The sequence below is a fragment of the Methylobacterium sp. CM6244 genome, assembly GCF_054817885.1.
Genome location: NZ_CM139247.1, coordinates 2,697,829 through 2,711,933 on the forward strand (window position 1 = coordinate 2,697,829; position 14,105 = coordinate 2,711,933).

Consider the following 14,105-nt stretch of genomic DNA (forward strand, 5'->3'; position numbering starts at 1 on the left):
ATATCTCTATGTAGAGATAATATTGAACGCGGCGACCCTGACAAGGTCATATTGCTCGGAGACCATCATGCGGGAAACATCAGGTCGGATGCTGTTTCCGGCCGCAATCCTGCTCGTCGGCATCAATCTGCGCCCGGCACTGGCCTCGGTCGGCCCACTGCTCGACGCGATCCAGCGCGACACGGGCCTTGGCGACATCGGCGCGAGCCTGCTGACCACGTTCCCGGTTTTGTTGATGGGCATCTGCCTGCTGGGAACGGCATGGCTGCGCGGATGGATGGGAGAGCGGGCAGGCATCGCCTCTGGTGTCCTGCTCATTCTCCTCGCCTGCCTGGGCCGCTGGGTGTGGCCGCAGGAGGCAGCTTTGGTGTTGACCGCCATCGTTGGCGGCGTCGGCATCGCCATCGTTCAGGCGCTGATGCCGGGTGCCATCCGCCGTCGAGCGGGACCACGGAGCGGGCGCCTGATGGGCTTTTACTCCACCGCGATCATGGGTGGAGCGTTGATGTCGAGCATGGCGGGCGCCTGGATCGCGCGGGCATTGGGCTGGCCGACCGCGCTGGGCATTTGGGCATTGCCTGCCCTGCTCGGGCTGTGCGTCTGGCTTCTGGTACCGCGGGGACCGCAAGAGAGAATAGGATCGGTGCAACGCAGCCCGGTGCACCATGCGCCGCGCGCCTGGCTGTTGATGCTGTTCTTCGGCTTCGGCACGGGTGCCTATACGCTCGTCCTCGCCTGGCTGCCGCCCTTCTACACCCAGCTCGGCTGGTCCGAGCAGGCGGCCGGCGCGATGCTTGGAGCCGTCACGCTGTCGGAGGTGGTCGCGGGCATTACCGTCTCGCTTTGGGTTGATCGATCGCCAGATCGTCGCGCGGTGTTGTTCACCGCGATTGCCGCGCTGCTGACGGGAATGCTCTGCCTCTGCGTGGCGCCACTGCAGCTCGCATGGGCGGCGGCGCTGCTGGCGGGGCTCGGCATTGGCGCGCTCTTCCCGCTCTCGCTGATCGTCGCGATGGATCATGGCGACGATGCCGATCAGGCAAGCGCGCTCGCCGGCTTCGTGCAGGGTGGGGGCTATGTCCTCGCCGCCGCGCTGCCGCTGGTCGCCGGACTGCTGCGTCAGCATCTGGCGGACCTCACCCCCGCCTGGTGGCTGATGGCGGGACTGTGCCTCGCGCTCGCGCTCATCGCCGCGCGCTTTCGCCCCGGTGACCGTCTCTTCCTCCGCCTCTGATGACAGGAGGCTTACAAAGGCCGTTTACGACACGGCTAGCCGCACCGCTTATTTCATCGAATTCGGCGCTGGCCGCCCTATCGTCCTTCTGCATGGCATCAGTAATTCAGGCCGCGCCTGGGGACCACAGATCGCTCCGCTGGTCGAGGCAGGCTATCGGGTGATCGTGCCCGATCATGCCGGGCATGGCGCGCCGGGCAAGCTGACGACGCCCATAGGCGTCGCCGCGCTCGCGGGCGATATCGAAGCACTGCTCACTCATCTGAATATAGGGCCTGTCGATCTGGTTGGCCTCCACTGGGGGCATGATCGCGCTGGAGCTTGCGCTCCGAGACCCAGAACGTATCGGCCGACTGGTCGTCGCGAACAGCTTCGACAAGACAAGCACGCCCGTCTTCCACGCGCTGGCGCAAGGCTGGGCGACGATTTTCGAGCACCCCGGTTCCGGTTCAACGGTTGGAACAAAGCCGGCCGTCGCTTGTCTCTCCCGCGTTCCAGACGACACCGGAGGGTTTGCGGACCTATCAAGTCTGGCATGGCATAGCGGCGACGGCCGATGGCGCCTCGCTCGCCCATGTTGCGCGCGGCATCCGCGTTCGACGTCACCGAACGCATCGCCTCGCTCGCCATGCCGACGCTTTTCATGGCAGGCAACCTCGATGGGATGTCCCCGCCCGAGACCAGCCATCGCATGGCCGAGCGCGCGCCACAGGGCCGCTACGCCGAAATCGACGGCGCCGCACACATCTCCAACGTCGATTCAGCGGATCGGTTTTCAGCCCGACTGCTGGAATTTCTGGGTGAAGGGACGGTGAGGCCCGATGTACCCGGATCAAATGGACAGGAGAATCTGCGGTGCGGGTGGATGGCGCCTGCCCCCACGGACTGCGTCCAAGCAGAGACCCGCGGTGGATGCGTATCTACCGCGCAGAATGGTGCACCATGGCGTAGAATCGGCCAAATGGCGGAGACGGAGGGATTCGAACCCTCGATACCCCTTTCGGGGTATGCTCATTTAGCAAACGAGTGCCTTCAGCCGCTCGGCCACGTCTCCGTAGGGGTGGCTCTAGAATTTCGCGTCGGACGGGTCAACCCGCTTCGCTGGCTCGATAGGCGCCAATGGGGTGGAAATTCGTGCGTTGCGCCGTTCATAATGCTTGGCGACCCTCAGATGGCGGGAGATCGCGTAGTTCGCGGCGGTGAGGAAGCCATAGACGCCCCTCACGAAATGGCGCCGGCCGAGATAGGCCTTCAGAAAGTTCAGCGGCAGCTCGACGAAGATCCGCCAGGTCGGGATCGTGACGCCGCGCGTTTCGAGATCCCGGGCCTGCTGGTCGGAATAGCGGTTGAGCTTGTCGAGCTGGTCGCCGAGCGAGCGGACGGAGAAGTGGTGGATGACCCCCTTCACGCGTCCGACGCTGGCGCCGGGATCGAGTTCCACCCGGTCGTGGACGGGGGAGGGCGAGTAGCGGCCCCTGTCCTTGCGATAGAGGCGGACGGGATGCAGGGCATAGGCCCAGGGATGGGGCTTCGTCTCACCGGGGAAGATCTCCGCGATGGCGATGCGATAGGCCGGATGGGCGGGCTCGCCGGCGGCGAACAGGGCGCGGATGGCGTCGGACAGGTCCGGCGGCACCACCTCGTCCGCATCGAGGTTGAGCAGCCAGTCGTGACGGCAGACGGTCTCGGCGAAGCGCTTCTGCGGGCCGTAGCCGGACCAGGCGTTGTGGATCACCCGCGCACCAAGGGAGGCCGCCAGGGCCTGCGTTCCATCGGTGGAGCCGGAATCGACCACGACGAGGTCGTCGGTGAGGTCACGTACGGCTCGGATGGTCGCGCCGATCCGGTCGGCTTCGTTGAAGGCGATGAGGAAGATCGAGAGCGGCGGCGCGGACATGGGGAGGGCTCTACGGCATCGGCCCGGCTGGCCGATACTGTTTTCTCGACAGTGTCGTCATGGATCGAGGATCGTCCCCCTAGGGCCGGCGGCGTCGTGCTCAGGCCGCGACCGGCTGGTCGCCCAGCCGCTTGCGTTGGACCTTGCCATTGGCGGTGCGGGGCAGCGCCTCCACGAACCGGATCTCGCGCGGACATTTGTAGGCCGCCAGTCTCTCGGCGCACCAGGCGAGGATCGATGGTCCGTCCGCCTCCGCCCCTGGCCTCAGGACGACGAAAGCGGCGATGACCTTCAGGTCGGCCCGGACGGCGAGCTCGGCGACGCCGACTTCGGCCACGGAGGGATGCAAGCCGACCACGCCCTCGACCTCGTTGGGAGAGACCCGGTAGCCGAAAGCGTTCATCAGGTCGTCGTTGCGCCCGTGGAACCAGAGGTAGCCGCCCTCGTCGAGGCTCGCGAGATCGCCGCCCGCGAACCATTCGCCGCGCAGAACCGAGGCTTCTTCGTCGGGCCGGTTCCAGTAGCCGAGCATCAAGCCCGGCTCCGTACGGTGGATGGCTAGAAGCCCGGTCTCGCCTTTGGGCAAAGGCTCGCTCGGCCCGTCCACGGGCAGGATCGCCACGCGGCGCCCTGGCTGGGGCTTGCCGGGAGAGCCGGGCTTCACCGGGATGGTGGGGCCGCTGGAGACATAGGTGGAGATTTCGCTCATGCCGAGCGCCTCGTAGAGCGGCTTGCCGGTCCGACGCGTCCAGGCCTCGAGCAAGTCGGCGGGCAGGGCCTCGCCAGCGGTGCAGCCGTGGCGCAGCCGGGACAGATCGCAGGCGTCGAGATCTGCATATTTCAGGATCTGTCGATAGACGCTCGGCACGGCGGCAAACAGCGTCGCTCCGTGGCGGGCGATGAGACTGGGCCAGATGGCAGGATCACGGGGCCCATCGTAGAGCACGCTCGTGGCGCCACAGGACCAGGGATCGGTGATCCCGACGCCCAGCGTGTAGGTCCAGTTCATGGTGCCGGCATGCAGCATGACGTCGGCTTCCGTCAGCCCCAGCCAATGCGCATGCATCGGACGTCGCCCCCAGATCGCCCGATGGGCGTGGAGCACGCCTTTCGGCCGGCTAGTGGTGCCCGACGTGTAGACCAGGGTCGCCGGATCGTCCGCCGCGGTGTCGGCATAATCCGCGATCGGCTCGGCACGCTTCATCGCGGCGATCTCGGAGGGACCGAGGACGATGCGGCCCACGGCCTCCGCCGCGTCGAGACGGTGGCCCGCCCCGGTCACCACGACGGCCGCACCGGAATTCTCCATGAGGAACGCGGCCTCCGCCGGCGTCAGCTGGGGCGAGGAGGGGAGGGCCACGAGCCCGGCGGCGAGCGCGCCGAAATACACGAGGACGTAATCCGCCTCATTGCCCATCCGGATCATCACCCGGTCGCCGCGTGTGAGGGCGAGGGACAGAAAGCCGGCGGCAATGCCGCGCACGGCCCGGTCCGCCTCGGCGAAGGTGAGGCGCAGCGTCTCGCCTTCCGCGCCCGCCATGACGAGCGCCGTCTTGCCTCCCCGCAGGCGCGCATTGTCCGCGAGGCAGTGGCGGGCGGCATTGAAACGGGCCGGTAGGGCAGCGTCCGGGAGGATCATTCGAAGGGTTCGGGCTCTCTCGTGGCGATGCGCTCAAGCCATGACGAAACCTGCGGCCGGCAACAAGAGCCAGCCGCAGGATGTCGATGGGTTTGCCTGAGCGTCATCCGCGATGAGCGGCGATTACGCAGCCTTGGTGTCGAGCAACTCGTTGGCGGCGGCGAGCATCGACTTCATGGCAGCGGAAGCGGCCTGATAAGCCGGCGTCCCCACGTCCCAATTGTTCGCGGCGACGGCATCGATCATCTTCTTCGCTTCTTCGAGAGCGGTCTTCTCGGCATCGGCAAGACGGGCCAGCGCCGGGTGATCGCGCAACGGGCCGTTCCGCAACTCCGTGCAGACGCTGTGGTTCGCAATGCCCAGCATCGTCGCTTCGGTGGAGGCGGCCGGAGCGAGCCCGACCAGGATGCGGGCCAGCTTGCGCTTCCACATGCCCACATCCGCCGGCAGGCAGACCAGGCCATGAGCGCTGACGCGGCCGCTTTCCGCAGCCAAAGCGGTGCGGCCGAAGCTTTCCGCCTTCACGAGGCGGGTGGTGATCTTGTCGATCTCCTCGTGGGTCTTCGCGGCCTTGCCGGCAATGTTCTGGACGCTGGTGGAAATTTCGGCGGTGGCAGAGCGCTGCTGCGAGAGCATGTGCGAGATCGCCTGATTCAGGTCGCTCGCCTGCGAGATCCGCTCGTTGGTCTGCTCGACCCGCGTCTCCAATTGCTCGACGATCGCCCGGCCGGACGTGACGGCGCTGCGGCTCTCGCCGACGGCCACCGAGATGGCTCCCATTTCGGCCGTGAGGGTGCTGAGCAGGCCGCGGATTTCACCTGTCGACTTGGCGGTCTGGGCAGAGAGCGACTTGACCTCGGCGGCGACCACCGAGAACCCGCGTCCGGCTTCACCCGCACGCGCGGCTTCGATCGTGGCGTTCAGCGCAAGCAGATTGGTCTGGGCGGAAATCGACGCGATGGCGGTCGCCATCACTTCGATCTGGGCGATGGCTCGCTCCAGCACCACGACGCGCTCTGAAATGAGCGAGGTGCGGGCTTCGATCTCCTGCATGGCGGATTTCGCCTGGCGTCCGTCGCCGATGCAGGCGCTCATGGCGGTCAGCGCGTCCTGGGCAACGGTGACGACCGTGTCGGACGTCTGAGAGACCTCGGCGATGGACGCCGCCAATTCCTCTGTTGCACCCGCGATCGTCTGCGTGGCGCTCGCCACCTCGCCAACATCGTAGGTCATCCAGCCGATATTGATGGCGGCCTCCGAGGCTTCCTTCGCCATGGACGCGATGGAGGACAGGCTACGCTGCTTATCGTCATCGCCATGGCTGCGAAGGCGTTCGAGGGCGGATTTGAGCCTACCGTCTGGCAGGTCGACGGCGGTCAAACCCTGGCTCGACATCAGTGCTTCGACGGCCGCGCTCAGACGAACCTCATCGGCCTCGATCTGCTGGGCAACGGCAGGCACCGCAGTCGTGTCGGAGGCGGGACGCTTGCGGGAGAAGCCAATCATAAAACTACAACCCTGAGATATCGATAGGGCAATGTAATAAACTCTATTGTTTAATAGTGCCTTAGCATACCCGCTCTCCGCGACCGCCGGAACGCGAGAAAGGTCGGCTTCCTTGAGCCAGACGCCAGTCGTCAATGGTAACCAAGCGGCTGGATTCTAATATTTTCTTCTTTCGAACAGTATCCGACCTGCTCCTCAAAAAACAGGATTACCAATCAAACCGCTGGTTCTTCTCCAGTATCACGCGTAGACGAAAATTGGCTGGCGCATACTCCAACCATGTATGTCGTCTCGCCATAAGAATTGATGTCGCGGCGGCACCGAACAAGAAACATACTTATAGTTGAATTCAATTTCGCCCAGTGTCGCACATGGGAGAGTAACTTTTTTGCGAAGTTCGCGCGCTCGACGTGAGCGACTGCATCGGATCGAAGGGCGAGCCACGATGGGGCGTCGTCCTCACGCACATGTTCGGGCGAGCGCGCATCTCGACTTGTTCTAGGCGCGAGCGATCAGGCCGAATGAGGGAGAAGCGGTGCGGGTCGCAGCGGGACGAGGCCGGCCTTGCGCTCGAGCAAGGTCGGCGGCGGTACGGGCGCCTCGATCGAGCAGACAACCCCGGTGGGCTCGAACAGGAGCTGAACCTCGCCGGCAAGCTCGCGCGCCAGACTACGCTCGATGAGGCGGGAACCGAAGCCGGTGCGTGTCGGCTGCGTCACAGGCGGTCCGCCGTTTTCGCTCCAACGCAGAAGGAGGCGGGTCTCCGCCTCTTTGATGACTGACCAAGTGATTTTCACGCTCCCGCCCTCTTGCGAGAGCGAGCCGTATTTGACCGCGTTGGTGCCGAGTTCATGCAGCGCCATGGCGATGGAGAGCGCAAGCCGAGGTGGCAGGCGCAGTTGCGGCCCGGACACGATGAAGCGGGATTGGCCCGCCCCGGTGGAATCGAGGGGAGCGATGGCATCCGCCACCACGTTGCCGAGTTCCGCACCCTCCCAGCTTTCGCGGGTGAGCACATCGTGCACCCGGGCGAGGGCGAGCAGCCTCGCCTCGAACGCGGCCTTTGCCGCCGCCGCCTCCGCCGTGTCGAGGCCGCGCAGGGATTGCATGGCGATGGATTGGACAGTCGCGAGCGTGTTCTTCACGCGGTGGTTGAGTTCGTGGATGAGGAGCAGGAGATGCTCCTCCGCCCGCTTGGCGTCGGTGATGTCGACGTTGCAGCCGGTATAGCCGAGGAAGGCCCCGGTATCGTCGAGGCGTGGCACGCCTTCGCAACGCAGCCAGCGTACCTCGCCGTCGCGATCCACCACCCGGACCTCCGCCCTCACGGGAAGACGCTCGGCAAAGGCCTCGGAAAACTTGGACGTGAACGCCGTCTGGTCGTCCGGATGGACGATCGTCTGCCACCCGCCGGCCGCCAGCGCGCTGGCGGGTTTTCCGAACAGATGGTCGAAATGCAGGTTGGCGAAGCTGATCTCGCCAAGCTCGTCGGTCATCCAGATCAATGCGGGGGCCGAATCCGCCATGTGCCGGAACCGCGCCTCGCTCTCGCGCAGGGCCAAGAGCCCGCGCTCCGTCTCGGCGAGCGCCGTATCGCGCTCTTCGCTGCGCGTGCGCAGGCGCAGGGATGCGTCCGCCAGAACGTCGCCGAGGCGGCGGATCTCGTGGATCGGCGAGGTAATGCGCGGAATCGCTTCGCCACGGGCGAGCGCCGGGCCGGACGCCACGAGCCGGCGCAATGGCTGCGAAACCTTCGACCAGAGATTGATGGCGAGGATCGACGACGTCGCCAGGACGAGGAGGCCGAAGCCGGTAAAGGCCCAGATCCATCCGCGCAGCCGCGCATCCACCAGCGCCTTCGGAATCACGGCGCTCACCGTCCACCCGGTGAGGCGCGAGCGCGCCTCGACGACCGTGACGGGGCGCATGTTGAAATCCTTGCCCTCCCAGACTCCCGGCGTGTCGGTCTGGCGCTGGCGAAGGGTCGCCAGGCGCGGCCGCCCGACGATGGAGGCCGGGTCGGGAATACGGGCGAGGGCGATCCCATCCCGGTCCGAGACCCCCGTCATCCAGCCCTGGACGTATTCCCGGCTCAGGATGCCCTGGAGCCGGTTCACCGGCGCGAGAAAACTCAGGAGGTAGACGACCTCGCCCTCGTTCTGCACCGGGACGGCGATGGCGTAGGTCGCCCGATCGGGCATGCTGCCCGACAGGATGCCGGAGATCATGGCCCGCTGCGTTCCGGATGTCAGCTCACGGTCGAAAGGCAAGGCTGTCTTCGGCAATGGGGCCCCGCGCGGGACCGACGTATTGACCAGTTGCTGCCCGTCCGGTTGGCGCAGGAGGATGTCGAGCCCGACGGTTTCGCGAACGAGGCGTGCCTGGGCGTCGAAATTCTCGAACTCCGCATCCTTCAGGCGGGGCGACGTCGCCAAGGTCTGCAGCACGGAGACGAGCCCCGCCGTATCGCGGTCGATGGACAGGGCGATGCCGCGAACGTTCTCGCGGGCATCCTGCTCGAACCGTGCCCGCTCTGTTCCGGCATAGCGAAACAGCAGGATCGCGGTGAACAGAAGCCCGGGCCCGATCAGCGCCACGACGAGGGCGATCAGGTAGACCTGGGTCGAGAAGCCTCGATCCCGGATGCGTGCGAACAGCCGGCCCGGCGCCGTGCCCTGCCACCCACCGGTTCTCGTCCGTTCGAAAGCAGGTTCCATCTCGCCCTTGGACTCGGCGCTCTTCGGCTCTTGGTTCTTGATCTTGGCTTTCCCCGTCTCGGCGTTCATGGCCTATCGATGTGACCGAGATCCCGGCTCGGCGCCAGCCGATCGCGGACGCGCTGCTTCAAGGTCTTCACGTCGGGAAATCCTCCATCCCGCGTTCGGTCCCAGATCGTCTCCGACCCGCAGACGATGATGAAGACGCCGCCTGTCCCCGGCACGAGGGCGACTTCGCCGACCTCGTCGCGGAAAGTGGAAAGAAGCTCCTGCGCCATCCAGCCGGCACGTAGGAGCCACTGGCACTGCGTGCAGTAGGTGATGGAAACCCTCGGTTTTTCGACCCGTGGGGTAGGTGGCAGTTCATCCATGGCCGGCACAGCGACCCATGCACGCTGCCTTGTCAACCTGCCCCCGTGGGAGTTCGACCATGGGATGTGCGTGGAGTTTCGTCGCGGACGCATCGCGATCCGGCCTTTCACCGGCGGTATCCCGCCCTATCTCAACACGCGTCGCTGGGCGGCAGGGGCGTGGACGCGCCATGCCGCGCCCGTCCACGAGGAGCCCCCGATGTTGTCAGTTCTGCGTCCCGACGCCACCGCGACCTTCGCGCCTTCGCCTCGACCCTCGGTGTTTCGCCGCATGCGGTCCGCGCTCGTCGCCGTCGCCCTGGCCACGACCCTCTCGGGCTGCGGCGCGATCAACCGGGTGCCCACGCTGGAGGAGAGCGCGAAATCCTCGTGGAGCGAGGTTCAGAATCAGTATCAGCGCCGTGCCGACCTGATCCCGAATCTCGTGGAGACGGTGAAGGGCTACGCGCAGCAGGAGAAGGATGTCCTCGTCGGCGTCACGGAAGCCCGCGCCAAGGCCTCCAGCGTGAAGGTCGATGCCTCGACAGTGTCCGATCCCCAGAAGTTCAAGGAATTCCAGGACGCGCAGAATCAGCTCTCCGGCGCCCTCGGGCGGCTCCTCGTCACCGTGGAGCGCTATCCCGATCTGAAGTCGAACCAGAACTTCCTCGCGCTGCAGTCGCAGCTCGAAGGCACGGAGAACCGGATCGCCGTCGCGCGCCGCGACTATATCGGCGCCGTCCAGGCCTACAACACCGAGGTCCGCACCATCCCCGGCCGCTGGATCGCCGCGTGGTTCTATCCGGAATCGAAGCCGATGGAGACGTTCACGGCGACGCCCAATTCGGACAAGCCTCCGTCCGTGAAGTTCTAGCGCGGTGATGAGGGCGGCGTTTCTTCGAGGGCGCGCGCTCGCGCCGGTCCTGGCGTTCGTCCTCGTCGTCCTGGCGGGGATAGTGCTGCTGGCGCGCGGCGAGGCTCTGGCCGCGGAGCCGACCTTCCCGTCCCTCAGCGGCCGCGTCGTGGATGCGGCCGGGATCCTCAAGCCGGATGAGATATCGGCACTGGAAGCTCAGCTGAAGGCCTACGAGGAGAAGACCTCCGATCAGGTCGTCGTGGCGACGGTGCCGAACCTGCAAGGGCTGACGATCGAGGATTACGGCAACCGACTGTTCCGCTCCTGGGCCATCGGGCAGTCCAAGACCAACAACGGCGCACTTCTGCTGGTGGCGCCCAACGACCGCAAGGTGAGGATCGAGGTCGGCTACGGCCTCGAAGGAGCGCTGACCGACGCCTTGTCGAAGGTCATCATCACCACGTCCATCACGCCCCGCTTCAAGACGGGCGATTACGGCGGCGGCATCAAGGCCGGAATCGATGCCATGCTGTCGATCCTCAGCGGCGATGCCGAGGAATGGCAGCGCAGGGGCAAGGTACGCAGCGACGAGGCCGAGCCGTCCCATGTCATCGGCTTCATCATCCTGTTCCTGCTGATCCTGTTCGTCGTCTACCGGATGAATCGCGGCCGCCCGGGTGGCGGATTCATCATCCTTCCCGGGCCATCGTCCGGCGGCTGGAGCGGTGGCGTCTCGGGCGGCTTCGGTGATGGCGGCGGCTTCTCGGGCGGAGGTGGCTCATCGGGAGGAGGCGGCGCCTCCGGGGATTGGTAGGATGCTGAGCGACACCGACAGGACGCGGATCGCCGGAGCGATCGCCAAGGCCGAATCGACGACATCGGCGGAGATCGTCGTTCTCGTCGCCGCCCGCGCCGGGCTGTACCGGTCCGCAGCCCTCGTGCCGGCACTTGCCCTCGGGCTCGCGGTGCCCTGGCCGCTGATCCTGTTCACGCCGTGGAGTGCGGCGTCGATCGCCCTGACGCAGGCTGCGGTCGTTCTCCTGGCGCTTGCCGCAGCCTCCCATCCGCGAACCCGTCTCGGCCTCGTTCCCCGCTCGATCCGGCGGGCGCGGGCTCATGAGGCGGCAACGAGGGAATTTGCCGCGCGCGGGTTGGCCGGGACGCGCGGGCGAACGGGCATCCTCATTTATCTCGCCGTCGCCGAGGGGCATGCGGAGATCGTCGCCGATACGGGCATCGCCTCGCGCATCTCCCCGGCGGCGTGGTCGTCGGCGATCGACTCGCTTCTGGCCTCGCTCCGACGGCGCGAGGCGACGGAGGGCCTAGTCACAGCTGTCGAGTCCATCGGCGCCATCCTCGAGCGACACCTGCCGCGCCGGCCGGGGAATATCGACGAGTTGCCGAACCGGGTGATCGTCACGGACTGACAGCGTCCGCGTCTTTGTATTTTTCTCCTCTGGCCCCGAAAGAATTTTTGAGCCAGAAGAGCCTTGACGATCCGCCATCAAGGACGGGTCGCGGGAGCGAGACGTCGATGAGTGCGATACAGAAGCACGGGCCATGGGCCCTTGTCGGTGCGTTGGGCGCGGCAGCCCTGGCGATTGTCGCCACCAGCCGCGGCGAATCGATCAACGCCTTGTGGATCGTCGTGGCCGCGGTCTGCGTCTACCTCATCTCCTACCGGTACTACTCGCTCTACATCTCCGAGAAGGTGATGCGCCTCGACCCGGCGCGCGAGACACCCGCCCATCGTCACAATGACGGGCTCGACTACGTTCCCACCAACAAGACCGTCCTGTTCGGTCACCATTTCGCGGCGATCGCAGGCGCGGGTCCCCTCGTCGGCCCGGTCCTGGCCGCGCAGATGGGCTACCTGCCCGGCATGCTCTGGATCCTGGCCGGCGTCGTGCTCGCGGGCGCGGTTCAGGACTTCATGATCCTGTTCATCTCCATGCGCCGCGATGGGCGCTCCCTCGGTGAACTGATCCGGGCCGAACTCGGCGTGATCCCCGGCGTGATCGCGCTGTTCGGCACTTTCATGATCATGGTGATCCTGCTCGCCGTCCTGGCGATGATCGTGGTCAAGGCGCTGGCCGAGAGCCCCTGGGGCACCTTCACCGTCGCAGCCACAATCCCGATCGCGATCCTGATGGGCCTCTACGCGCGCTTCGTCCGGCCGGGCAAGATCGGTGAGGTCTCGATCCTCGGCTTCATCCTGCTCATGGCCGCCATCATCGGCGGCGGCCAGATCAACGAACACCCGGTCTGGGGCCCGGCCTTCACCTTCACCGGCACCCAGCTGACCTGGATGCTGATCGGCTACGGCTTCATCGCCTCGATCCTGCCGGTCTGGCTCCTGCTCGCCCCGCGCGACTATCTCTCGACCTTCCTCAAGATCGGCACCATCATCGGCCTGGCGCTCGGCATCGTCGTCGTCGCCCCGCACCTCCAGATGCCGGCCATGACGAAGTTCGTGGACGGCACCGGCCCGGTCTGGGCAGGCTCCCTGTTCCCGTTCCTGTTCATCACCATCGCGTGCGGCGCAGTCTCCGGCTTCCATGCGCTGATCTCGTCGGGAACGACGCCGAAGCTCCTCGACAACGAGATGGACACCCGCTTCATCGGCTATGGCGGCATGTTGATGGAGAGCTTCGTCGCGATCATGGCGCTGGTCGCCGCGAGCGTGATCGATCCGGGCATCTACTTCACCATGAATTCGCCCGGCGCCCTGCTCGGGACCTCCGCCGAGACGGCGGCGGCGGCGGTGACCAATCTCGGCTTCCCGATCACACCCGATGTGATCACCCAGACCGCCAAGGACGTGGGCGAGCATTCGATCATCTCGCGCACCGGCGGCGCTCCGACCCTCGCCGTCGGCATGGCCCACATCATCTCGTCCGCCATCGGCGGCAAGACGATGATGGCCTTCTGGTACCATTTCGCGATCCTGTTCGAGGCCCTCTTCATCCTCACTGCCGTCGATGCCGGCACGCGTGCGGGACGCTTCATGCTGCAGGATCTGCTCGGCCTGATCTCGCCGACCTTCAAGGACACCACGGCCTGGGCACCCAGCATCCTGGCCACGGCACTTTGCGTCTCGGCCTGGGGCTACTTCCTCTACCAGGGCGTCACTGACCCGCTCGGCGGCATCTACACCCTGTGGCCGCTCTTCGGCATCTCGAACCAGATGCTGGCGGCCGTGGCGCTGACGCTCGCCACCGTGGTGATCTTCAAGATGAAGCGTGAGCGCTACGCCTTCGTCACGATCATCCCCACCGTCTGGCTGCTGATCTGCACCCTCAATGCGGGCTGGCAGAAGATCTTCTCGGCCGACCCCAAGATCGGCTTCCTGTCCCATGCCGACCGGTTCTCGGCGGCGATCGCCGAGGGCAAGGTGCTGGGTCCGGCCAAGAACATGGCCGACATGCACAAGATCGTCTTCAACGACCGGATCGACGCGGCACTCGCCGTGATGTTCGTCGGCCTCGTCGTCGCCATCGCCGCCTTCGGCATCATGGCTTGCGTCAAGGCCTATCGCGCCGAGCGCTGGACGGCCCTCGAAAGCGGCGACCCCACCGCCGTCCCGGCGGAGTAACCGATATGGCGCTGTCGTCGATGGAACTACGGGATCGGCTGAAGACCTTCTCGAAATGCGTCTGCGACGGCGCCCGCCTGATGGTGGGGCAGGGCGACTACGAGGCCTATGCCGCCCATATTCGCCGGACCCATACCGATCAGGAGCCGATGAGCGAGCGGGAATTCTACCGAAACAGGGAGAATGCCCGGTTCGGTGTGGGTAACCGGAACGGATTTCGCTGCTGCTGATCCAGTCTATCCCCTTCGGTGACGACCCCTTCGGCGAGACAGATCTTCCTCTCTATCGCGATCATGCGACGAAGACGTTTC

At 65.9% G+C, this 14,105-nt stretch carries 12 protein-coding genes and 1 tRNA gene; 7 read left to right on the plus strand and 6 right to left on the minus strand.

Translation table 11 applies throughout. The features are described from left to right. Positions 1-88 precede the first annotated feature (88 nt). Both ACYQML_RS12515 and ACYQML_RS12520 read left to right on the plus strand, forming a co-directional pair. Complete coding sequence (locus ACYQML_RS12515; RefSeq protein WP_461232992.1) at positions 89-1,234, plus strand: MFS transporter; 1,146 nt, start codon at positions 89-91, stop codon at positions 1,232-1,234. Then, positions 1,209-1,778, plus strand: a complete 570-nt coding sequence (locus ACYQML_RS12520) for an alpha/beta fold hydrolase (protein ID WP_461232993.1) — start codon at positions 1,209-1,211, stop codon at positions 1,776-1,778. The genes ACYQML_RS12515 and ACYQML_RS12520 overlap by 26 nt, the downstream gene beginning before the upstream one ends. Before the next feature lie 418 nt (positions 1,779-2,196). On the opposite strand, the gene ACYQML_RS12525 is transcribed toward ACYQML_RS12520, so the two are convergent. The 6 genes from ACYQML_RS12525 to ACYQML_RS12550 form a co-directional block, all read right to left on the minus strand. Further along, positions 2,197-2,288 (minus strand) — tRNA-Ser (locus tag ACYQML_RS12525). A gap of 12 nt (positions 2,289-2,300) precedes the next feature. Beyond that, on the minus strand, positions 2,301-3,131 hold the full coding sequence (locus tag ACYQML_RS12530) for a glycosyltransferase family 2 protein (RefSeq protein ID WP_461232994.1): 831 nt from the start codon (positions 3,129-3,131) through the stop codon (positions 2,301-2,303). Positions 3,132-3,231: 100 nt separating this feature from the next. Further along, positions 3,232-4,770 (minus strand): class I adenylate-forming enzyme family protein, encoded by a 1,539-nt coding sequence (locus tag ACYQML_RS12535; protein WP_461232995.1) that lies wholly within the window; start codon positions 4,768-4,770, stop codon positions 3,232-3,234. Positions 4,771-4,893: 123 nt separating this feature from the next. Continuing rightward, complete coding sequence (locus ACYQML_RS12540; protein ID WP_461232996.1) at positions 4,894-6,276, minus strand: methyl-accepting chemotaxis protein; 1,383 nt, start codon at positions 6,274-6,276, stop codon at positions 4,894-4,896. 512 nt (positions 6,277-6,788) lie between these two features. After that, the gene (locus ACYQML_RS12545; protein ID WP_461235719.1) at positions 6,789-8,993 is read right to left on the minus strand and encodes a sensor histidine kinase; all 2,205 of its coding nucleotides are present in this window, start codon (positions 8,991-8,993) and stop codon (positions 6,789-6,791) included. A 65-nt stretch (positions 8,994-9,058) separates the two neighbouring features. Then, positions 9,059-9,364, minus strand: a complete 306-nt coding sequence (locus tag ACYQML_RS12550; RefSeq protein WP_056430561.1) for an Rdx family protein — start codon at positions 9,362-9,364, stop codon at positions 9,059-9,061. Between the two features lie 199 nt (positions 9,365-9,563). Here ACYQML_RS12550 and ACYQML_RS12555 point away from each other — a divergent pair, with 199 nt between their 5' ends. The 5 genes from ACYQML_RS12555 (at position 9,564) to ACYQML_RS12575 (ending at position 14,024) form a co-directional block, all read left to right on the plus strand. Further along, positions 9,564-10,217 carry a LemA family protein gene (locus tag ACYQML_RS12555; RefSeq protein WP_156467849.1) on the plus strand — a complete coding sequence of 218 codons (654 nt, stop codon included), beginning with the start codon at positions 9,564-9,566 and terminating at the stop codon, positions 10,215-10,217. A gap of 7 nt (positions 10,218-10,224) precedes the next feature. After that, positions 10,225-11,013 (plus strand): TPM domain-containing protein, encoded by a 789-nt coding sequence (locus ACYQML_RS12560; protein ID WP_461232997.1) that lies wholly within the window; start codon positions 10,225-10,227, stop codon positions 11,011-11,013. Between the two features lies 1 nt (position 11,014). After that, positions 11,015-11,626: a TPM domain-containing protein gene (locus ACYQML_RS12565; protein ID WP_461232998.1), complete on the plus strand. Its 612-nt coding sequence runs from the start codon at positions 11,015-11,017 to the stop codon at positions 11,624-11,626. Positions 11,627-11,733: 107 nt separating this feature from the next. Further along, on the plus strand, positions 11,734-13,794 hold the full coding sequence (locus tag ACYQML_RS12570; RefSeq protein WP_461232999.1) for a carbon starvation CstA family protein: 2,061 nt from the start codon (positions 11,734-11,736) through the stop codon (positions 13,792-13,794). A gap of 5 nt (positions 13,795-13,799) precedes the next feature. After that, positions 13,800-14,024 (plus strand): YbdD/YjiX family protein, encoded by a 225-nt coding sequence (locus ACYQML_RS12575; RefSeq protein ID WP_056430233.1) that lies wholly within the window; start codon positions 13,800-13,802, stop codon positions 14,022-14,024. Positions 14,025-14,105: the final 81 nt, after the last annotated feature.

What these genes read in the sequence shown, in the direction of transcription:
- ACYQML_RS12555 (WP_156467849.1), top strand. Translation starts at nt 9,564, where the DNA reads ATGTTGTCAGTTCTGCGTCCCGACGCCACCGCGACCTTCGCGCCTTCG.
- ACYQML_RS12530 (WP_461232994.1), bottom strand. Translation starts at nt 3,131, where the DNA reads ATGTCCGCGCCGCCGCTCTCGATCTTCCTCATCGCCTTCAACGAAGCC.
- ACYQML_RS12515 (WP_461232992.1), top strand. Translation starts at nt 89, where the DNA reads ATGCTGTTTCCGGCCGCAATCCTGCTCGTCGGCATCAATCTGCGCCCG.
- ACYQML_RS12560 (WP_461232997.1), top strand. Translation starts at nt 10,225, where the DNA reads ATGAGGGCGGCGTTTCTTCGAGGGCGCGCGCTCGCGCCGGTCCTGGCG.
- ACYQML_RS12535 (WP_461232995.1), bottom strand. Translation starts at nt 4,770, where the DNA reads ATGATCCTCCCGGACGCTGCCCTACCGGCCCGTTTCAATGCCGCCCGC.
- ACYQML_RS12570 (WP_461232999.1), top strand. Translation starts at nt 11,734, where the DNA reads ATGAGTGCGATACAGAAGCACGGGCCATGGGCCCTTGTCGGTGCGTTG.
- ACYQML_RS12565 (WP_461232998.1), top strand. Translation starts at nt 11,015, where the DNA reads ATGCTGAGCGACACCGACAGGACGCGGATCGCCGGAGCGATCGCCAAG.
- ACYQML_RS12575 (WP_056430233.1), top strand. Translation starts at nt 13,800, where the DNA reads ATGGCGCTGTCGTCGATGGAACTACGGGATCGGCTGAAGACCTTCTCG.
- ACYQML_RS12545 (WP_461235719.1), bottom strand. Translation starts at nt 8,993, where the DNA reads ATGGAACCTGCTTTCGAACGGACGAGAACCGGTGGGTGGCAGGGCACG.
- ACYQML_RS12540 (WP_461232996.1), bottom strand. Translation starts at nt 6,276, where the DNA reads ATGATTGGCTTCTCCCGCAAGCGTCCCGCCTCCGACACGACTGCGGTG.
- ACYQML_RS12550 (WP_056430561.1), bottom strand. Translation starts at nt 9,364, where the DNA reads ATGGATGAACTGCCACCTACCCCACGGGTCGAAAAACCGAGGGTTTCC.